Here is a 19411-nt window from a genome sequence, read left to right as displayed (position 1 = left end):
TTCAGGTGCGTCGGGTCGACGCATCGGACGCCTCCGGCGTACCAGAGGTCGAACGACTCGGTGTCGTGGGAACACGAGACGTACGGCGGACACCTGCACGTCGTCGTGGAGATGGTTCGGCGGTGCGGCGCGCGTCCGCCGAAGCGGCGCTCTGCCAGCATTGCGATGCTCCCGCGCTGACCGTTCCCAGCGCGGTTGCCTCCGCGCTGCAGCGATGTTCGCCATTCCAGCACACCCGCAACCGTTCGGGCAACATCGACGTTCGTCGCTGGGAGTGGCCGGTAGACGTCAGTGACCTCGGTCCGGGCGGAGGAAGCACGACAGTAGTTGCCTGAACTCGTGCGGGTGCTCGATCGCGGGCACGTGCCCGCATCGGCCGAACACGTGCAGACGGACATCGGCCAGGTATTCGAGCAGGGGCTGTGCTGCCGTCCCGAGCGGGGTGACCCGGTCCTGGGCGCCGTGCACGAGCAGCACGGGCACGCGGATCGCTGCCAGTTGCTGCGCCGAGAGGGCGAGTTTGTCGGCCCATCGTGTCCTGGGCGGAGGGAACAACGACGCGAATGCGGTCGCCCCCGCCCGCATCGCGGCCGCTCGGGCATCGACTGCCGATTCGGTCACGAGCGCCTGGTCGAAAAGGAGCCGACTCAGCATGTCCCGTGCCCCGAGCGGGCCGGCGGGGGCGGCCCAGATCGCGTCGAGATCGGCGGACAGCGGTGCTCCGGGGGCGCCCATCGTCGAGACCGCCACGACACTGGTGACCTGCTGGGGGCGCGCGGCCGCCAACGCCAGCGCTACGGCGCCGCCCATCGAGTGACCCACCACTGCGTAGTTGTCGATACCGAGGGCATCCATCAGGCCCGCGGCCTGCTCCGTCCACAGTCGGAGCCCGCCCTTGGCGCCTGCCGGGACAGGTGTACGGCCGAACCCCGCCTGGTCAGGGGCCACCAGGTGCCAGGACTCGCCCAGCGCCTGCATGGTCGTTGCCCAGGCTCCGGACCCGGTCGTGCCGGGTCCGGAGCCGTGCAGCATCAGCACCGCGGGTCCGGTGCCGCTTTCCAGGACGTGGACGGGGGAACCGTCGACTGTGACCGTCCGAAGTGGTGTCACCGGGTTAGGCCGGGTGCGCTCATGCCGCCGCGGAGTTGAGGGACTTCGAGAAGACCTCCATCATCGCCCTGCCGAACTGCGGCATGTCGGGCCATCCCCGGCAGGAGACGAGGTTGCCGTCCACGACGTCGGGAGCGTCGATGACCGTCGCGCCCGCGTTCTCCATGTCGCCGGTGATGGGCGGGAAGCACGCCGTCTTGCGACCCTTCAACAGCCCGTACACCGCAGGGACCTGCGCGCCGTGGCACACCAGCGCGATGGGGAGGTTGCGGGCGAAGAAGTGCTCGGTGATGCGCCTGACGTCGGCGTCGACCCGGATCCACTCGGGGGCACGGCCCCCGGGAATGATGAGGGCGTCGTAGCGCTCGACGTCGACCTCGGCCCAGGGCACGTCGACAGGCAGCTTCCGGCCGTTCTTCTCCACGTAGGCGTCGGAGTTGGGGTCGAACTCGTGGATGACCAGTTGCACGTCACGCATCGTCCGGGACGAGACGTCGACGTCCCAGCCGCCCTCCTGCACGCGGTAGTAGGGATACATGGTGTCGAGTTCCTCGGCGGCGTCGCCGGTCAGGAGCAGCGCTCTGGGCACCTGCTTCTCCTCGCATTTGGTGGTGGGTGAGGTAGATCCAATCCGATCCGATCCGGTTGAGCAAGCATTCCCCGGCCCATCTCCACCGTCAAGCCTCTACCGCCATCGCGTCCGCATCCTTGACCTCCTCGAACAACCGACGGAAACGCTCGCCGGAGCGCAGGATGTGCCGTCGCATCGCGTACGCGGCGGCATCGGGATCGCGCGCGGCGATCGCCGCCACGATGTCCTCGTGCTCGGCCATTGCCAGGTGAGTGACCTGGGCGTCGCGGTGCAGCCGGAAGAGGTGCACGTGGCTGTGCAGGCGGGCGAGCGCTTCACGGATGACCTGGTTCTCCGCGCTCAGGGCGACAAGATCGTGAAAAGCGGCGTCGCGTAGCCCGAAGGCGCCATAGGCGGTGGGCCCGCTGCCTCCCTCCAACTCCGCCATCTCCTCCAGCATTCGTCGCAGACCGGCCACCTGCTCCGACGATGCGCGCTCGGCGGATCGGCGTGCCGCCGCCGGCTCGAGCAGCAGTCGGACCTCGAGCATGTCCTCGAATCGGTGGCGGGTGATCTGGGGCGGAATGCGGTAGCCGGCGTGCGGCACGCGAACGACAAGACCCTCGGCCTCCATGCGGTTCAGAGCGTCTCGGATCGGCGTCTGCGAGACCCCCAGCTCTCGCGCCAGGACGTCGATCGTGACGCGGGAGCCAGGCTCGATCCGTAGCGACATCAGCTGTTCGAGCAGCGTGTCGTACACCTCGTCAGCAAGCCGGCCGCGAGCTCTTCCCGACGGCATTCCGTCCGTCGCGGCCCTACGGCCCCGCGTGATCATCGCTTCGTCGTCCATCGTGACCTGAGGTCCTCTCGTGCGCCTTCGGGAACCTATTGACATCAGTTACAACGCTGCGACATGCTGACGCCCCCAACCGGATCGTATAGGAAAAGTGGCGGATGATCATCCTCCACATCGCGGCGTACTCGTGACGCCGGGCCGCAGGTCGGCCCTCGCGACCGCCCGGCAACGCGCGCCATGGCAACCCAGCAACTGCTCGACGAAGCACATAGCGAGGCCCTAGAAGTCCCCACCCAGAAAGCAGGCCAGACGATGCGATACCCGAAGCGAATAGGGCGATCGGCTACTCCCAGACGAAAGGTGCAGTTGGCGGCAGCGGCCATGCTGCTGCTGGCCACGACAGTGGCAGCGTGCGGCGGTGACGAGGACGACGGCGGGAAGGCGAGCGCCCCCAAGGCACCGGCGACCATCCCGGAACTCACGAAGGACCCGCTGACCCTCAGCTTCATCTGGTTCGACTGGCCGCCCGCCCACGCCTTGGAAGACTTCGCGAACGCGGAGTACAAGAAGGAACGGCCGAACGCGACCATCAAGGTCAACACCGTGCCGAACGCGAACTGGCACGACGCGATGTTCACCCAGTTCGCCGCGCGCAAGACCGACTTCGACATCGCGATCCTGGACTCGCAACACATCGGTGAGGCCGTGACGAACGGCAACATCCTCGACCTCACCGACTTCGTCAAGGGCAACATCGACGTCAACGCCTACAACCCGTACCTCCTGGCCGCATACGGCCAGTTCCCCCAGGCGGAGACCGGTAAGCGTGACGAGAACGCCAGCCTGTACGGGCTGCCGCTGCTCGGTGACACCTGGACGATGATCTACCGCAAGGACCTGATCGGCGACAAGCCACCGCAGACCTGGGACCAGATGATCTCAGTGGCCGAGAAGTGCCAGGCGGACAACCCCGGTGTCAGCGGGCTGGCTTTCCACCAGGCCAACGGCTCCGACGCCGCGGCCGTCACCTACAACACGGTAAACGGCGTCTACGGCGGCAACCTCTGGGACCCCAAGACGCGCAAGATCGAGGGCGTCCTCAACGACGCTGCGGGCCAGGAGGCGATGGACGTCCTGGTCAACAAGATGAAGCCGCTGACCGCCAAGGGCTCCGGCAACTGGTTCATCGACGAGGTGAACGCGGCGGTCGCCCAGGGCAAGGCCTGCATCGCGTTCAACTGGATCGCCGCGAGCGGCGGCCTGCTCGATCCGAAGCAGTCGACGCTCGGCACTTCTCGTGAGCAGATTCTCGACAAGCTGGGTTTCGCCACCCTCCCGAGCCAGAAGACGAACCTGGTCCCTCTCGGCGGCATGGGAATGCACGTGTCGGCCTACTCGGCGAAGGCGAACCAGGCGGAGGCCCTGAACTTCATGAAGTGGTTCCAGCGGGCCGATATCCAGAAAAAGTGGGCCGCGGCCGGTGGCGTGCCATCGCGTACGGACGCCCTTCAGTCGCCTGAGTTCCTCAACGCCGGGCCGTTCAACCAGGTGTACGCCGACTCGGTTCCGCGGATGCGGGACATGTGGAACGTGCCTGAGTACGCGCGCCTCGTCGACATCGAGAACACCAACGTGAACGCGGCGCTCAACGGCGCGAAGAAGCCGAAGGATGCGCTCGACGACATCGCCAAGGAACAGCAGGGCGTGCTCGACTCCAGCGGCCGCAAGGGCGGCGGCGGGCTGTGAGCGATCCCGTCCCTCTGACGACCGACCAGCCCGGGCAGGTGGCGTCCGCGACGCCACCTGCACCGGGCCGGTCCCGCCGGCTGAGCGACCGCGGGCTTGCCGTGGCCTTCATCTCCCCCGCATTGCTGCTGTTGCTCGCCATGTCGGTGTTCCCGTTGCTGTGGGCGTTGTACCTGTCCTTCACCGACTACTCGGCTACCCGCGGGGGGCCCGCCAACTTCGTCGGATTCGGGAACTACACGGCCATCCTGACGTCGGCGCAGGTCCACCAGCGGGCCCTCACGACGTTGATCTACGTGATCGGCGCGGTCGGTCTGCAGACCGTGCTCGGTTTCGGCATCGCCTACCTGATCTCACGGCGTACGCGCGGGCGGGGAGCGCTGACCACCCTGTTCCTGGTGCCGATGATGCTGTCACCGGTCGTGGTCGGGCTGTTCTGGAAGTTCATGCTCGACGCGCAGTTCGGCGTGGTCAACAGCATGCTGGGCTCGCTCGGCCTGGGGCAGGTGGAGTGGCTCACCCGGCAGCGGACCGCACTGGTGTCCCTGATCGTGGTCGACACCTGGCAGTGGACGCCGTTCATCATGCTGATCGCCCTCGCGGGCCTCACCGCGGTACCGAAGTACCTGTACGAGGCCGCCTCGATCGACCGGGCGTCCGAGTGGTTCAAGTTCCGCACCATCACTCTTCCGCTGGTGTGGCCGTTGCTGCTCATCGCCGTGATGTTCCGGGCCATCGAAGCGTTCCGGCTGTTCGACCTCGTCTACATCCTCACCAGCGGCGGTCCGGGTGTCTCCACCGAGACGCTGTCGTTCCACGTCTACAAGGTCGCGTTCCTGGGCTTCAACACCGGAACCGCCTCGGCGTACGGAATTCTCATGGTCCTCGTCGTCATCGTCCTCACGCAGCTCTACCTGCGCTATCTGAACAAGCTCAAGGAGGACTGATGGCAGTCTCCGTCGACGAGGCCGTGTCCACGGGTCCTGCCCCGGATCGCACGCCGCCCGCACGCCGCAGTGGCGGCCGGGGCCGCTCCGCGCTGGAGATCGTGCTGCTGATCGTCCTGGCCGTCGTGATGCTCTTCCCGGTGCTCTGGATGATCGAGACATCCATCAAGGAGAACCGGGACGTCTACGCCATTCCGGCCAAGTTCTTCGGCTTCACGGTCACCATGGACCACTTCAAGGACGTGTTCGTCGCCCCCGGTGGCGGTCGCTCGGCCCTGTCCGTCGCGTTCCTCAACTCCGTCGTGGTCGCCGGGATCTCCACGGTGCTTGCCACGGTGCTTGGGGTCCCGGCGGCCTGGGCCTACTCACGCTTCGGTGTGAAGGCCAAGAAGGACCAACTGTTCTTCATCCTGTCCACCCGCTTCATGCCGCCCGTGGTGGTCGTGGTCCCGATCTTCCTCATGTACCGGCAGGTCGGACTCATCGACAGCAAGCTCGGCCTGATCCTCATCTACACCGCGTTCAACGTCCCGTTCACGATCTGGATGATGAAGGGATTCGTCGACGAGGTGCCAGCGGAGTACGAGGATGCCGCCATGCTCGACGGCTACACCCGCTTGCAGGCGTTCTGGAAATACACCCTTCCCCTGCTCCTACCCGGCATCGCCGCGACAGCGGTCTTCGCACTCATCTTCTCGTGGAACGAGTTCGTGTTCGCCATCTTCCTCACCTCCAGCGACGACGTCCGGACGGCCCCACCCGCCATCGCCGGTCTCATCGGTGGCACCACAGTGGACTGGGGTCTCGTGGCCGCCGCCTCCGTGGTGTTCGCCCTACCGGTGCTCGTCTTCGCGTACCTGGTGCGCAAGCACCTCGTCGCCGGTGTGACGCTCGGGGCGGTGCGACGCTGATGGCAGGCATCGAGGTCACCGCGCTGCACAAGCGCTACCCGGACGGAACGGTCGCGGTTGATCGCGTGGACCTGTCCATCGACGACGGCGAGCTGTTCGTGATGCTCGGCCCTTCGGGTTGCGGCAAGACGACGACGTTGCGGGCCATAGCCGGTCTGGAGAGGCAGACGACGGGCGACATCCGCATCGGCGACACGCTGGTGAACGACCTGCCGCCCGCAGAGCGCGACATCGCCATGGTGTTCCAGTTCTACGCGCTCTATCCGCATCTGAGGACCCGCGACAACCTGGCGTTCCCACTGCGGGCCGAGGGACTGCCCAAGTCGGAGGTGCACAAGCGGGTCGACGAGGCCGCCCGGCTGATGCGCCTCGGACCGCTGCTGAACCGGCGACCGCGCCAGCTGTCCGGCGGGGAGCAGCAGCGCGTCGCGCTCGCTCGTGCCCTGGTACGACGGCCGCGCGCCTTCCTCATGGACGAACCTCTCACCAATCTGGACGCGGAGCTGCGGGCGGACATGCGCACGGAGATCAAGCACCTGCAGGGGGAACTGGGAGCGACGATGGTCTACGTCACCCACGACCAGGTCGAGGCGATGTCGCTCGGTCACCGGATCGCCATCCTCAACAAGGGTCGCGTCGAGCAGATCGGCACGCCGCTGGAGGTCTACGACCGTCCGGCGAGTCTTTTCTGCGCCGCGTTCATCGGCTCACCGCCGATGAATTTGATCGATGTGGAGGTGGCCGACGGGAAGCTGCGCGGTCAGGGCGGACTGGTCCTCACGCCACCGCCGGGCGTACCGCGCGACCGTCAACTGGTGGCGGGCGTCCGGCCGGAGGCGCTGGAGGTCACCGCGCCAGGGGCGGATCGCGCGGTCCCGGCCCGCGTGGTCTCGGCGGAGTGGCTGGGCGACGAGATCATCTACGTGGTCGACCACAGCGGGCAGCGCGACGTACGGGTTCGGATGCCTCCGACTGTCCGCTTCGCCACTGACGCACAGGTCGGGCTGCGGCACACCGGCGGGACCCCGGCGGTCTACGACGTGAGCACGGAAGAGCTGGTGGCCTGATGGGAACCGTGGCAGTGCAAGGGCTGCGTAAGTCCTTCGGAAAAGTCCAGGCCCTGGACGGGGTGACGTGCGATGTGCCGGACGGCTCGTTCTTCGTCGTGCTCGGGCCCTCCGGGGCAGGCAAGACGACGACCCTGCGAGCGATCGCCGGCCTGGAGAAGCTCGACGCGGGGTCGGTGCATCTGGACGGCAGGGACGCGACAGGTGACGCCCCTGCCGCACGCGACCTGGCAATGGTCTTCCAGAGCTACGCTCTCTACCCGCGACACACGGTGTACGAGAACATCGCCTCGCCGCTGCGGGCACGCCGCTGCTCCTCGAGCGAGATCGCCGCTGCCGTCGAGCAGATGTCGAGCCTGCTGCACATCGAACGTCTGCTGCAGCGTCGTCCCGCGCAGTTGTCGGGCGGCGAGATGCAACGTGTCGCCCTGGCCCGGGCGCTGGTCCGTCGCCCGCGCGCGTTCCTCATGGACGAGCCGCTGACGAACCTCGACCTCAAGCTCCGCGTCGAGATGCGCACCGAGCTGACCCGCATTCACCGGAGCCTCGGAGCAACCTTCATCTACGTGACGAACGACCAGGTCGAGGCCCTGTCGATGGCCGACCAGGTCGCCGTTCTCAAGGAGGGGAAGGTGCAGCAGGTCGGAACGCCGACCGAGGTGTACGAGCGTCCCGCCAACAAGTGGGTCGCAGGGTTCGTCGGGAGTCCGCCGATCAGCCTGCTCCCCTGCCACGCCGAGGGGGATCGTCTGGTCGGCGCGGGAGGCTGGACGCTGCCACGGCCCCGCTGGACCACTGCCGAGGACGGTCGTGCGCTGCTGCTGGGCCTGCGCGCGGAGGATCTGTCCGTCGAGCAGCGTGGGGACGCGTCGTTGTCGGGGGAGCTCTACGGGCTCGAACCGCTCGGTGACCGAACGGTGGTCGACGTCCGAGTGGGGACGGCGATCCTCAAGGTCAAGGCACGACCCACCGTCGCCGGTACGCCGGGCGAGCGGCTGTCGGTGACTGTCGACCTGGACCGCGCGCACTTGTTCGATGCGGACACCGGGCTGTCGCTGTCGGAGGCCGGGCGGTAGCCGCGCCGGCAGCGACGGCGCCATTGCGCCCGCACATGGCAATCCGGCCTCGCGAACCGTCACCGGTCAGAAGGCGATCGGTGGCGCGGTGCGTCGCCTGCACATCACCACGAAGAGCAAAGGAGGCGGCGCAATGAGTGACCCGATGAACGTCCTGGCCCCCGAGCACCGGCGGCTCCGGATCGGCGACGCCTGGCGGAACGCCGCGAGCGGAGCCACATTCGCCGTCGAGGACCCGGCCACCGGCAAGACCATCGCCGAGGTGGCGGACGCCGGCGTCGCCGACGGGCTCGCCGCTCTGGACGCGGCGACCAGGGCGATGGCGCAGTGGGCTGCGACCCCGCCCCGGAAACGGTCGGAGTTGTTGACAGCGACGTACCGGGCACTGACCGCGCGATCCGAGGAGATCGCCCGGCTGATAACGCTCGAGATGGGCAAGCCGCTGGCCGAGGCTCGGGCAGAGGTGGCCTACGGCGCCGAGTTCTTCCGGTGGTTCGGCGAGGAGGCGGTACGCGTCGAGGGGCGCTACAGCACCGCTCCCGCAGGTGGATACCGCATCCTCACCGTGCCGAAGCCGGTCGGACCGTGCGTATTCGTGACGCCCTGGAACTTCCCGTTGGCAATGGGTGCCCGCAAGGTCGCCCCTGCGTTGGCCGCGGGCTGCACGACGATCACCAAGCCGGCTGCCCAGACGCCCCTCACCATGCTGTTGCTGGCCCGCATCATGGAGGAGGTCGGCGTACCTCCGGGCGTCGTCAACGTGATCACCACCAAGCGTTCCGGCGAGGTCGTCTCCGCACTGCTTGCCGACAGGCGCACCCGCAAGCTGTCGTTCACCGGCTCGACAGAGGTCGGGCGCGTGCTGCTCCGGCAGGCCGCTGACAACGTGCTGCGTACCTCGATGGAACTGGGCGGCAACGCGGCCCTGATCGTGTGCGCGGACGCCGACCTGGACGTCGCGGTCGACGGCGCCATGGTGGCCAAGATGCGCAACATCGGCGAGTCGTGCATCGCGGCCAACCGGATCTACGTCGAGGAGCCGGTGCGCGAGGAGTTCACGGCGCGCTTCGCCGAGCGGATGGGCGCACTGTCGGTGGGCCACGGTCTCGACGACGGCGTGGACGTCGGAGCGTTGATCGACGACCCCTCGGTCACCAAGATCGACGAACTCGTGGCCGACGCTGTCGACCGTGGCGCCCGGGTCCTGGTGGGCGGCGAACGGCCGGACGGGCCGGGCCACTTCTACCCGCCCACCGTCCTCGTCGACGTGCCCGACGACGCGCGGATGTTGCAGGAGGAGATCTTCGGCCCGGTGGCGCCGATCATCTCGTTCACCTCCGACGACGAGGTGCTGGCGAAGGCCAACGACACCGAGTACGGCCTGGTCGGCTACGTCTTCACCCGTGACCTCCAGCGGGCGCTCCGGTTCGCCGAAGGGCTGGAGACGGGGATGATCGGCGTCAACCGCGGTCTGATCTCGGACCCGTCAGCTCCGTTCGGAGGCGTGAAGCAGTCCGGCATCGGCAAGGAGGGGTCACACGAGGGCATCCTCGAGTACCTCGACCTCACCTACGCGGCGATCGACCTGCCATGACCCGCCCGCTGCTCCGGCCGTCCGGCGCGCGCACCTGCGCCACCCGGGCGGCCAGCCTTGCCGACTCCGTCGGGGTCCCGCAGGTGACCCGGACGTCCGCCCCGCACATCGCCGCCGACGTTTCGGAGAGGCACCGACATGCTTGAGACCGTCCGCGGACCACGCCAGCTCATAGTGGGCGAAGGGGTCGCGCAGAACATCCCACGGGTGGTGGCCGAGAGCGGCTCGCGAGTCCTCATCGTCACCGACAAGGTTCTTCTGGGACAGCCGGGCGTGGCCGAGATCGTGGCCGCCGTACGGGAGAAGGTCGAGGCCGTCGAGGTGTTCTCCGACGCGACTCCTGACGTGCCACTCACCGATGTCGCACTGGCCGTCTCCGCCGCCGCAGTGGTGGACGCCGACGTGATCCTCGCCATCGGAGGCGGCACGGTGATCGACCTGGCCAAAATCGTCGGCGTCATCCGCCGCCACGGTGGGACGCCACGCGACTTCTACGGCGAGTCGAAGGTGCCGGGGCCGACGATCCCTCTCGTCGCGGTCCCGACGACATCAGGCACCGGCTCCGAGCTCACACCCGTCTCGGTGTTGACCGACCCGGACCGCGAGCTGAAGGTGGGGGTTTCCAGCGTCCACATCGTGCCCGACTTCGCCATCGTCGACCCCGAACTCACCTACACCTGCCCTGCGACCGTCACCGCCCACTCCGGCATCGACGCGTTCTGTCACGCGGTGGAGAGCTACACCGCGCGACCCCGGCCCCACGGGCCACGCGACCCGGTGGAGCAGGTCTTCCTCGGCCGCAACCCGATCACCGACCACTACGCGCTCCTGGCGGCGGAACGGATCGCCCGGAGCCTGCGTCGTGCCTTCCGGGACGGAGGCGACACGGACGCGCGCGCCGACATGTCCTACGGGTCCATGCTCGCCGGGCTCGCGTTTTCCCACGCGGGTAACGCAGCCCCGCACGCTCTCCAGTACCCCATCGGCGCCGCCACGCACACGCCGCACGGCCTGGGCGTCGGACTCTTGCTGCCCTACGCGCTGGACGCTGCCAAGGACGCCATCAGCGACCGGCTGGCCATTCTCGCCAAGGTGTGCGGGCTCGACGTGACCGACGCGTCGGATCGCGAGGCCGCAGATGCGTTCCTCACCTGGCTCGACGGGCTCCTTGCCGACATCGGCATCCCTGGAACCCTTGCCGACGTCGGCGTGGCGCGCGCCGACCTCCCGCGCTTCGCGGAGATGGCCAGTGGCGTCACTCGCTTGATCCAGAACCATCCGGGGCCGACCGACACCGCCAGCCTGACAGCGATCCTCGAAGCGGCCTGGACCGGGGATCGGACGCGAAACGCCTGACTCCGATTATCGCGCGTTCGGACTCGGCCCCAGCGCGCGAGCCGCTGCCGGGCATCCGGCGGCATTCTCAAGCAGGCCGGCCAGATTTCAGCGGGCAAGCTTGGCACGTACCTGCTCTGCCTTCGGGTGGTCAATCGCGACGAAGATGGTGAGGGCTTTCTGCCACGCTACTAGCGCAGCCCTCGCGTTCCCTGCGGCAGCCTCCGTGTCACCGAGATGGTGCAGGGTTTCCGCCTCGTAGTACCGATCGCCCAGTGCCTCGTAGATGGCGATGGCCTGCTGGTAGTGGTGTGCCGCCTCGGCGTACCGCTGCAGATGTTGAAGGCTGTACCCGATGCTGTCCAAGGTGTGGGCCCGGTAGGTACGGTCGTCGAGTTCGTCGAACAGAGCCAGGGCCTGTGAGCAGTGCTCAAGCGAGCTGTCGTAGTCGCCCTGTAGCGCCCGGTACCAGCCCAGCGCATTCAGTGCCTGCGCCTCGCCTGTTCGGTCAGCTATCTCCCGGTAGAGACCCAGGGCAGAACTGGCATGCTGTTCGGCCGCGCGGAAGTCCCTCATTTGTTCACTGGCGTACCCCATGGCGCGTTCGGTGCGGGCGACGCCCTGGATGTCACCGGCCTTCCGGAAGAAGCCAACCGCCAGCCGGTGGTGCGTCATCGCCTGGTCGTACTCCCCGAGCTGCGCCAGCGCGTTAGCGAGATTACGCAGTGCGACACCCTGTGCGCGCCCATCGCCCATCTGCTCGGCAGCCTCCACAGCGAACCGGTACAGGTCGGCGTACTCACGCCAGTACCCGCGCCGGTGAAGAAACGTCGTCAGGCTCCACGGCAGAAGGAACGCCGGTCGGTGCCGGCCGCGCGCGGCAGCGAGTCGGGTCACCGCGGAGAGGTTGCCGTACTCCTGCTCGAACCACAGGGCCGCGCTCTCGGCCGAGGAGAGCCTGACCGACTGGATTCCGTCCTCTGGAGCAGGCGTCGGGAAGGTCTCCCGAAGCGGGTCCAACAGACGGTCACCACGGAGAGCGGCCTGGAGGTAATAGTCGACCAACCGATCGTGCGCATCGGAACGGTCGGCGGCGGAGTCGTGCTCCTCGGCCAGCTCGTCCGCATAGGCACGCAGCAGATCGTGAAGCCGGTAGCGACCCGGGCAATACTCCTCGATTAGGTGCTGAGCTGCCAAGGTCCTCAGCAACCTGTCGGCGAACCCCGCTTCGGCACCGGTCAGACTGGCGGCGGCACCGACGGTGAAGTCGGGGCCGGAAAGCAGACCCAGGTATCGGAACAGCCGCGCGGCATCCGGGTCGAGGGCCCGGTAGGACCAGGAGAAGACGGTGGGCAGGTCCGACTCTGCGTCGTCGACCTCGAAGTCCCGTAGTGAAGGTCCACCGCCCGTAGCCTCCGCGACGAGTCGGTCCAGTGGGAGGTCCGGTGCGAGCATGATCCTCGCCGCTGCGACGACAAGCGCCAGCGGCAGCCCGCCGCACAGGGTGAGCAGCGTGGCGGTCGCCTCCGGGAACGCGTCCAGCCGCTCGCGGCCTATGCGGTCATCGAGCAGCTGTCTCGCCTGCTCGCGAGGAAGAACGTCCAGTTTGAGCGGGAGAGCCTTGTCACGGGCGACGATCCCGGTGAGCTGGTTGCGGCTGGTGACGATCGTGAAGCACGACGGGCTGCCGGGCAGCAGTGGGCGGACCTGCTCGGCGGTGGCGGCATTGTCCAACAACAGCAGCAGGCGTCTGCCGGCTACCACACTGCGATACAGGCTGAGTTGAGCGTCGAACTTGGCCGGTATTCTCTCGGCCGGCACGCCGAGCCCGTCCAGCAGCTCGCGCACAGCATGGGTAGGCGCGACCGGAGGTTCTCCATTGAACCCGCGCAGGTTGAGGTACAGGTGGCCATGGGCGAACTGTCGTGCGTTCGTGTGCGCCCAGCGCAGCGCGAGCGCAGTCTTACCGATGCCCGCAGTGCCATGCACGGCAGATATGACCGCTACTCCGTTGCGCGCCCTCCGGTACAGGGCGGTGAGCTGGTCCAGTTCGGCCTGTCGACCGACAAAAGGGCTGGTGTCCATCGGTAGCTGCCTGGGCAGCACACCGCCCTGCGTGCCAGGTGACGGTGCTCCCGCTGTGGCGTGTTGACGTGCCGTGGCCCAGGCGTGTTCCCACGCGCGATAGCGACGCGTACCGGTGCCGACGCCGCAGACGTTGATATACGCGCGAAGCCAGTCCAAGCGCGGCAGCTCACCGCCCTCCACCTTGCTGATCTTCGTACGGGTCAGCCGCACATCGCCAAAGCGCGTCCGCGCGTCCATCTCCCTCGTGGTGAGGCCAGCTCTCTCCCTGAGCGCCTGAAGCGCCGCGCCGAGGTCGGCCGGTGTCAACACGCTCGTCGGGTCCCGGTCCACTCCGTACACCTCGCAGTCGTCCCACAGGTGTCTGCAGCTTCTCTGTGGTGTCTCGATGGCAGCCGCCCTAGCAGGCGATCCACATCGATTGTGTCCCGGCTTGTCCCGCAGAGCCTCACCGAGCGGCTCGGGCGTGAAGGTGCGATCAGAACTGCGGAGCGACGACAGGGAAAGCGGCGAGGTGGACCAGTGGACCTTGAGCGGTATCTGACGTACGGCCCATGGGTGGCGATCGTGGCCGTGGGGCTGCCCGTGTTTGCCAAGGTGGTCGTCGCGCTGATCGTGACGAAGGGTGCCCCACCTCGTGAGAAGGCGGCGATCCTTCGTGCGGTGGGGGACATGTTCCGGCCGTGGCGTCGCGGCGGCGATCGCCGGTGAACGCGACGACGGTGCCGTCGCCCGCCGGTCCGCGCGCAACCTCGATCGGGTACGCGACCAACAGGGGTCTTGCCTCCCCCGACGCCGACGGTGAACCTTAATCCACGGGCGGGCGCACGCCAGTCGTCCGCGCCGCACGGCCGGGAGGAACGCGGTGCATCCGTTGCGGGCAGGCCATCAGCGGGGGGTCTACTGCGTCGTGGCCGCCGCCGGTTATGGCAAGTCCACCGCGCTGCACCGTTGGTTTCCCCGAGCGGGCGCCCGCTGGTGCAGGGGGGACGACGCACCAGTGCGCCAGCTCGTCGCCGACGCCGTCGCGGCCGGCGACCGCCTGGTCGTGGTCGACGACCTGCCGCCGACCTCGGCGGAGCAGCTGCACCTTCTGTTGAAGGAGGTCGGGCGGTGGGAGGACGACGTCACAGTCGTCCTCGCCTCGCGGTGGCCACTGTCGGCACCGGCTACCCGCCTGCTCGGCAGCGGCCTCTGGACCGAGTTGGGCCCGGCCGACCTTGCGCTCTCCCCGGCACGGATCGCCGACCTGATCGCCGAGGAGTACGGCCTCTCCACACCGGACCTTGCCGACCGGTTGTACGAGGCGACCGGGGGCTGGCCTGCGCTCGTCCATCTGTCCGCCGAGACTCTGCGGCTGGGTGGGGTGCCGCCCGGGCCGCTCGCCCCGATCCTCAGCGAGCCCGGTGGGCCGATCGCGCGGTACGTCGCCGACGAGGTGCTGGCCGGGCTACCAGCGGATGCGAACCGGCTACTGCGTCAGGTCGGTGCGCTGACGCCGGTGAGTGTGGGGCTGTGCCGCGCGCTCGGCCATCGCGGCGCCCAGCGCATCATCGACGGGCTGCGCCGCACCGGCCTGCTGACCCGGCCGGCCTGGGCCGCGGCCGGGCCAGGTGCACCGGCGCCCGAGGAGCTTTTCGTGCCGATCGTCGTCGAGACCGCCCGGCACGGGCGCCGGGCGCCGACCGCCGATCAGATTCGCGACACGGCCGCCGCAGCAGCAGTCTGGTACGACGAGCACGGGCCGCCGGTCGCCGCGGCCCGGGAGTACCTGCGGGCCGGAGACCTTGCCGCGGGCGCCCGGGTGCTCGAAGCGTACGGCGATCGGATGATCGCGGCGGGTCGCTCCGTCGCGGTGACCGAGCTGGTCGGCATGCTGCCGGAGCGGCATCGCAGCCGGCGGCTGCGCCTGCTGCTCGGCGACGCCCTGCGCACCAGCAGCGACCTGGGCGCGGCCACCCACGAGTACGACACCGTCGCCGAGGAGGCCTGGGACGCCGGCCTGGCCTGGCGGCTGGGTCGGATCCACTACCAGCGGGGTGACGCCCGGTCGGCCCTGGCGATCCTCGACCGGCCGCTCCCCCGGCCCGCTCCGCTGGCCGATCAGGCGCTGCTGCTCGCCTGGACCGCACACGCGCACCTGCTGGCCGGCGACACCGAGACCGCGACCGCATGCGCACGGCGGGCACTCGCCGCCGCGACAAGCGCCGGGCAGGACGATGTGCTGGCCGCGACCCACCTCAGCGTCGCCCTGTGCCTCAGTGTGGCCGGTGACATCGCGGGCAGCCAGGAGCACTTCGCCCTGGCGTTGCCGATTGCGGAACGCATCGGTGACGTCCTGCTGCTCACCCGGATCCACACCAACCGCACCCACCAGTTCCTGCGTACCGGACGGTTCGCCGAGGCGTTGACGATGGCCGAGCGGTCGGCCCGCTACGCCGCGCTGGCCGGCGCCCCGAGCCTGCGCGCGATCGCGACGAGCAACGAGGCGGAAGCGCTGGCGATGCTCGGCCGTTACGACGAGGCGGTGCAGCGGTACGAGGCGGCGCTGGGGTTCTACCAGCAGAAGGGTTCCCGTCGGTTCATCCATGCGCTGCTCGGACTGGGTGAGCTGTACCGCCGGCGAGGCTGGCGTGAGCAGGCGCGCGCCGCCTACGAGGAGACGATCCGGGTCACCGAGGAGACCGGCAACGTGCACGTCCTGGTGTCCGCGCTCGCCGGGCTGGCGCTGGTGCGACTGGACGACGACGTACCGGCCGCCGCGGGGCACGCCGACCGGGCCGCTCGGGACGTCGGGGACGAGATCGTCGTACCGGCACTGCTGGCCCAGGGCTGGGTCGCGCTCCGGATGGCCGCGCCCGACCGGGCCACAGTGCTCGCTGACGAGGCCGCCCGCATCGCACGTGTTCAGGGCGACCTTGCCGGGATGGCCGACGCGCTGGAGCTGCGGGCCGCCGCCGAGCAGGACCTCGAACGGGCCCGCGAGGCGCTGCGCGAGGGGTACGCCATCTGGACCCGGGCCGGTGCGGCGGTCGAGGCGGCTCGGCTGCTCGTCCTCCTCGGGCGGTTGCCCGGGGCCGACATCGACGATCGGCTGGCCGGCCTGCTCGCAGGCGAGCAGGTCGCCCTTGCCGGCGCTCTGGTGGACCGGACAGCGAGCAGCTTCGGCGGGTGGGCGGCTGGCGCCGGACCGGTCTACCAGCGGGTCGTGATCCGGGCCCTCGGCCGCTTCGAGGTGCATCTCGACGGTCACCCGGTACCGGCCTCGCAGTGGCAGTCCCGCAAGGCGCGTGACCTCGTGCGTATCCTCGTCGCTCGGCGTGGCCGGCCGGTGCCACGAGGCGAACTGTGCGAACTGCTCTGGCCGGACGACGACCCGGATCGCACCGGTCACCGGCTGTCGGTCCTGCTCTCGATCGTGCGCGGGGTGTTCGACCCGACGAAGACGTTCGCGCCCGACCACTTCCTCATCGCCGATCAGGCGTGCATCGCGTTGGATGTCAGCCGGTTGCGGGTGGACGTCGAGGAGTTCCTCGCGCACGTCGCGCACGCGCGACGCCTGCTGGAACGAGGGGCGATGGCGGAGGGGCGGACTGTGCTGCTGTCCGCCGACCGGCAGTACCGCGCCGACGCGTTCGAAGATGAGCCGTACGCCGACTGGTCCGGCCCACTGCGCGAGGAGGCGCGGGCGGCGTACCTCGGCCTCCTGCGCATGCTGGCCCAGGTCAGCCGGGCCACTGCGGGCCCGGCGGCGGCGGTGACGTACCTGCTGCGGCTCCTCGAACGGGATCCGTACGACCAGCCGGCGCACCGGGCGTTGGTGCGCGCGCTGGTCGCCGCCGGCCAGCACGGCGAGGCCCGCCGGGCACTCGCCCGATACCGCGAGGCGATGCGGGCAATCGGGGTGCACCCGCCGGACGAGCTCATCCTCGCGCCGGCCGGGCAGGGCCGACAACCGCGGGCCGCCGTTCGTCAGGGTCCGCCGGCCGCTGGCAACGGCCGGCGGGACCCGGCGCCCGATCGCGGGCGTTGACCGGCCGCGGGATGCCGGCGCCCGACCGGGGTCGCCGGCCGGCTCACGGCGACCGTCAGTGGAAGACGGCCGATTCCAGGGCAGCTACGGCGAGCGAGCCTTCGCCGTCGCCTTCGGCATCGTCCCGGGCGGCGGGCGACCCCGGCAGTTGGCTCGCCCGGACGGCCTCGGCGCCCGCCTGACGGAGGTCCGGGCTGGGGACGAGCGCGCTGAGGAAGAAGGGTCCCGCGCCGGTCACGCGGGCGCCGACGCCGTACACGTGGACGTCCGGGCCGGCTTCCTCGGTGACGACAGTCTTCGGCCACGTGCCGTCGTACCCGGTGGCGGCCTCGACGCGTTCGCCGGGCGGCCCGGTCGGTTGTGTGGGCTCCTTGCAGATTCCGACGGCGGTGAGACTTTCCGGCTCGGCACCGCCCGCATGCACCCGCACCGTCCGCAGTCCGGGGCCGAAGCCAACCTCGTCGACGTACGTCTGGTCCACCGGTCCTTCGAAGCGGAAGCCGGTGCCGAACAACCGTGTGCTGCCCGGGCAGTTCACCTCCACCGTTGACGCCGATTCCACAGTGGCTGTCGCCCGCACCGGTGGGCTCGTCGACACGTCGCACGTGGCATACGCCACCACCGACCACGCGCCCGCGTACCCCGTGCGGGCTGTCGCGGTGACTGTCACAGTGTTGAGTTCCGCGTCAGGCTCCATCGCGGTCAGTACGACTCCGCCGTTGCCGTTCACGATCCGGGCGCCCGCCGCGAAGACGGATAGCGCCCCCGGGCAGGTCGCGGTGACGACCTTGGTCCCGCTCCCGTCGTTCTCGCTGGCCTCCACGACCCGTACCGGTGCGAGCCCTCCCGCGTGGGCCTGCCGGTCCGGTGCGGCCGTCCCGGCCGCCGTACCCAGCACGACAACGACCGCGCCTGCCACAGTCCGCCGTGCGATGTCCCTTGTGCGCATATCGCTCCTTCGCTCGCCGACCCGGCCGGGTCAGACTCTGGTCGATCTCGCTGGCCCGGCGGGCCGGCGATGGTCGATTCCGCCGATTCCGCCGGGCCACTCGGGCCTGGCGAGGGTGGGTTTCGTCCCGGCCCAGTGGGGACCGGGCATCATCCATGGTCCGGTCGGACCTCAGGGTGGCGTCATGGTGCGCCCGCCCCGAGCCGCCACCCGGAGCGGAGCGTGACGTGACCCTGACGCACCTGCCGAGACTCGATGACGAACGCCGCGCAACGGCCGCGGCGCGATCGAGGAGGAAGACATGCGATTCAGCAAAACGGCGACCCGGCTCCTGGTGTTGCCCGTGGTGTGCGCACTCGGGCTGATCGGGGCGAGCCCGGCGCAGGCTGCGTTGAAGCGGACCGACCGGTTCTCCATCACCCAGCCACACTTCGACTTCGGCGACGGCGACCTGGGCAGCATCTCCGGGGATCCCAAGGCTGACGGCCGGCTGGAGTGGGATCTGGTCAACGGCACCTGGGAGCCTCGGCTGCTCGGACGCATCTACATCAACAACGCCTCGGGCGAGTGTGTCCGGGTTCAGATGGTCATCACCTACCAGAACGGCGTGGTGGTGCCCTACACCGACACCGCGTCGGACTTCTGCGCCCCGAACGGGAGGAGCTGGCACAACGACGTCGATTTCACCCCGGTCAGCTCGCCGTACATCGCGCACGTCGTCGTCAAGCTGCAAAGCGCGCCGGCGGGCGGATGGTCCTTCTCGGACGAGGGAGCGTCGGTGCCGTACCTCGCACCGTGGTGGCTGCCCTAGGCGTACCCCGACCCCGGGCGGGTCGGTGATCAGCGACCAAAGCGAGGGAGTGCCCCTGCAGCCGCGAACGCGTCAGCAGGGGCACTCCCCTGTCGTTAACGTCGATAGGTCCCGCTGACGGGCGAGATCTACCTCGAGCAGGCACTCATGATGGCGGGCGGGCTGCTCGTCGTCGTACACCTTGGCCAACCCGCGGCCTGCTCGCGTGGATCACACCGCCGTCGAGGTGGCCCAAGCCCTGCACAACCTCGCCTAGCGGTCACTCACGCACAAGGTGCAACACCTGGGATTGGCCCTGCGCATGCAGGGCCCCGGCAAAGTCGTGACGGTGTCTGACTTGTGGGGCTTGGAGTAGAAGCGCCGCTGTTGGTGGCAGCAAG

The 19411-nt window shown here is 69.1% G+C and carries 15 protein-coding genes; 10 read left to right on the top strand and 5 right to left on the bottom strand.

What is annotated here, in order from left to right; genetic code table 11:
* Window positions 1–288: 288 nt before the first annotated feature.
* The 3 genes from ACLQ23_RS20975 to ACLQ23_RS20965 all read right to left on the bottom strand — a co-directional run bounded on the left by ACLQ23_RS20975 (window position 289) and on the right by ACLQ23_RS20965 (window position 2531).
* A complete protein-coding gene (locus ACLQ23_RS20975) occupies window positions 289–1110 on the bottom strand; it encodes an alpha/beta fold hydrolase (protein ID WP_425735307.1) in 822 nt (273 codons plus the stop codon).
* Window positions 1111–1129: 19 nt separating this feature from the next.
* Window positions 1130–1699, bottom strand: coding sequence for a DJ-1/PfpI family protein (locus ACLQ23_RS20970; protein ID WP_355592030.1), 570 nt, complete (start codon window positions 1697–1699; stop codon window positions 1130–1132).
* An 88-nt stretch (window positions 1700–1787) separates the two neighbouring features.
* Window positions 1788–2531, bottom strand: coding sequence for a GntR family transcriptional regulator (locus ACLQ23_RS20965; RefSeq protein ID WP_355592032.1), 744 nt, complete (start codon window positions 2529–2531; stop codon window positions 1788–1790).
* Between the two features lie 183 nt (window positions 2532–2714).
* On the opposite strand from ACLQ23_RS20965, the gene ACLQ23_RS20960 reads away from it, so the two are divergent.
* The 7 genes from ACLQ23_RS20960 to ACLQ23_RS20930 all read left to right on the top strand — a co-directional run bounded on the left by ACLQ23_RS20960 (window position 2715) and on the right by ACLQ23_RS20930 (window position 11174).
* On the top strand, window positions 2715–4223 hold the full coding sequence (locus ACLQ23_RS20960) for an extracellular solute-binding protein (RefSeq protein ID WP_425880970.1): 1509 nt from the start codon (window positions 2715–2717) through the stop codon (window positions 4221–4223).
* Window positions 4220–5170: a carbohydrate ABC transporter permease gene (locus tag ACLQ23_RS20955; RefSeq protein ID WP_355627649.1), complete on the top strand. Its 951-nt coding sequence runs from the start codon at window positions 4220–4222 to the stop codon at window positions 5168–5170. The genes ACLQ23_RS20960 and ACLQ23_RS20955 overlap by 4 nt, the downstream gene beginning before the upstream one ends.
* Window positions 5170–6081: a carbohydrate ABC transporter permease gene (locus ACLQ23_RS20950; RefSeq protein ID WP_425735305.1), complete on the top strand. Its 912-nt coding sequence runs from the start codon at window positions 5170–5172 to the stop codon at window positions 6079–6081. The genes ACLQ23_RS20955 and ACLQ23_RS20950 overlap by 1 nt, the downstream gene beginning before the upstream one ends.
* The gene (locus ACLQ23_RS20945; protein ID WP_425880969.1) at window positions 6081–7148 is read left to right on the top strand and encodes an ABC transporter ATP-binding protein; all 1068 of its coding nucleotides are present in this window, start codon (window positions 6081–6083) and stop codon (window positions 7146–7148) included. Before ACLQ23_RS20950 ends, ACLQ23_RS20945 begins: the two co-directional genes overlap by 1 nt.
* Window positions 7148–8224 (top strand): ABC transporter ATP-binding protein, encoded by a 1077-nt coding sequence (locus ACLQ23_RS20940; RefSeq protein WP_425880968.1) that lies wholly within the window; start codon window positions 7148–7150, stop codon window positions 8222–8224. The genes ACLQ23_RS20945 and ACLQ23_RS20940 overlap by 1 nt, the downstream gene beginning before the upstream one ends.
* Window positions 8225–8357: 133 nt before the next feature.
* On the top strand, window positions 8358–9818 hold the full coding sequence (locus ACLQ23_RS20935) for an NAD-dependent succinate-semialdehyde dehydrogenase (RefSeq protein ID WP_355592044.1): 1461 nt from the start codon (window positions 8358–8360) through the stop codon (window positions 9816–9818).
* 138 nt (window positions 9819–9956) lie between these two features.
* Entirely contained in the window at window positions 9957–11174 is a 1218-nt protein-coding gene (locus ACLQ23_RS20930) for an iron-containing alcohol dehydrogenase (protein ID WP_425880967.1), read from the top strand.
* 87 nt (window positions 11175–11261) lie between these two features.
* On the opposite strand, the gene ACLQ23_RS20925 is transcribed toward ACLQ23_RS20930, so the two are convergent.
* On the bottom strand, window positions 11262–13571 hold the full coding sequence (locus tag ACLQ23_RS20925; RefSeq protein ID WP_355627635.1) for an ATP-binding protein: 2310 nt from the start codon (window positions 13569–13571) through the stop codon (window positions 11262–11264).
* 189 nt (window positions 13572–13760) lie between these two features.
* Between ACLQ23_RS20925 and ACLQ23_RS20920 the strand changes: the two genes are divergently transcribed.
* Both ACLQ23_RS20920 and ACLQ23_RS20915 read left to right on the top strand, forming a co-directional pair.
* The gene (locus tag ACLQ23_RS20920; protein WP_355627633.1) at window positions 13761–13949 is read left to right on the top strand and encodes a hypothetical protein; all 189 of its coding nucleotides are present in this window, start codon (window positions 13761–13763) and stop codon (window positions 13947–13949) included.
* A 289-nt stretch (window positions 13950–14238) separates the two neighbouring features.
* The gene (locus ACLQ23_RS20915; RefSeq protein WP_355627630.1) at window positions 14239–17271 is read left to right on the top strand and encodes a BTAD domain-containing putative transcriptional regulator; all 3033 of its coding nucleotides are present in this window, start codon (window positions 14239–14241) and stop codon (window positions 17269–17271) included.
* Between the two features lie 55 nt (window positions 17272–17326).
* Here the strand turns inward: ACLQ23_RS20915 and ACLQ23_RS20910 are convergent, their stop codons facing one another.
* Window positions 17327–18220, bottom strand: coding sequence for a hypothetical protein (locus tag ACLQ23_RS20910; protein WP_355592049.1), 894 nt, complete (start codon window positions 18218–18220; stop codon window positions 17327–17329).
* A gap of 301 nt (window positions 18221–18521) precedes the next feature.
* Between ACLQ23_RS20910 and ACLQ23_RS20905 the strand changes: the two genes are divergently transcribed.
* Window positions 18522–19031, top strand: coding sequence for a hypothetical protein (locus tag ACLQ23_RS20905; RefSeq protein WP_355627627.1), 510 nt, complete (start codon window positions 18522–18524; stop codon window positions 19029–19031).
* The last annotated feature ends 380 nt before the right edge of the window (window positions 19032–19411 follow it).

The organism is Micromonospora sp. DT41 (genome assembly GCF_049841715.1).
GTDB classification, from domain to species: domain Bacteria; phylum Actinomycetota; class Actinomycetes; order Mycobacteriales; family Micromonosporaceae; genus Micromonospora; species Micromonospora profundi.
The sequence above is the reverse complement of the archived record's forward strand: the minus strand, read 5'-3'. Positions and strand labels throughout refer to the sequence as shown.

What these genes read in the sequence shown, in the direction of transcription:
- ACLQ23_RS20965 (WP_355592032.1), bottom strand. Translation starts at nt 2,531, where the DNA reads ATGGACGACGAAGCGATGATCACGCGGGGCCGTAGGGCCGCGACGGAC.
- ACLQ23_RS20960 (WP_425880970.1), top strand. Translation starts at nt 2,715, where the DNA reads ATGGCAACCCAGCAACTGCTCGACGAAGCACATAGCGAGGCCCTAGAA.
- ACLQ23_RS20950 (WP_425735305.1), top strand. Translation starts at nt 5,170, where the DNA reads ATGGCAGTCTCCGTCGACGAGGCCGTGTCCACGGGTCCTGCCCCGGAT.
- ACLQ23_RS20945 (WP_425880969.1), top strand. Translation starts at nt 6,081, where the DNA reads ATGGCAGGCATCGAGGTCACCGCGCTGCACAAGCGCTACCCGGACGGA.
- ACLQ23_RS20940 (WP_425880968.1), top strand. Translation starts at nt 7,148, where the DNA reads ATGGGAACCGTGGCAGTGCAAGGGCTGCGTAAGTCCTTCGGAAAAGTC.
- ACLQ23_RS20935 (WP_355592044.1), top strand. Translation starts at nt 8,358, where the DNA reads ATGAGTGACCCGATGAACGTCCTGGCCCCCGAGCACCGGCGGCTCCGG.
- ACLQ23_RS20930 (WP_425880967.1), top strand. Translation starts at nt 9,957, where the DNA reads ATGCTTGAGACCGTCCGCGGACCACGCCAGCTCATAGTGGGCGAAGGG.
- ACLQ23_RS20910 (WP_355592049.1), bottom strand. Translation starts at nt 18,220, where the DNA reads ATGCGCACAAGGGACATCGCACGGCGGACTGTGGCAGGCGCGGTCGTT.
- ACLQ23_RS20905 (WP_355627627.1), top strand. Translation starts at nt 18,522, where the DNA reads ATGCGATTCAGCAAAACGGCGACCCGGCTCCTGGTGTTGCCCGTGGTG.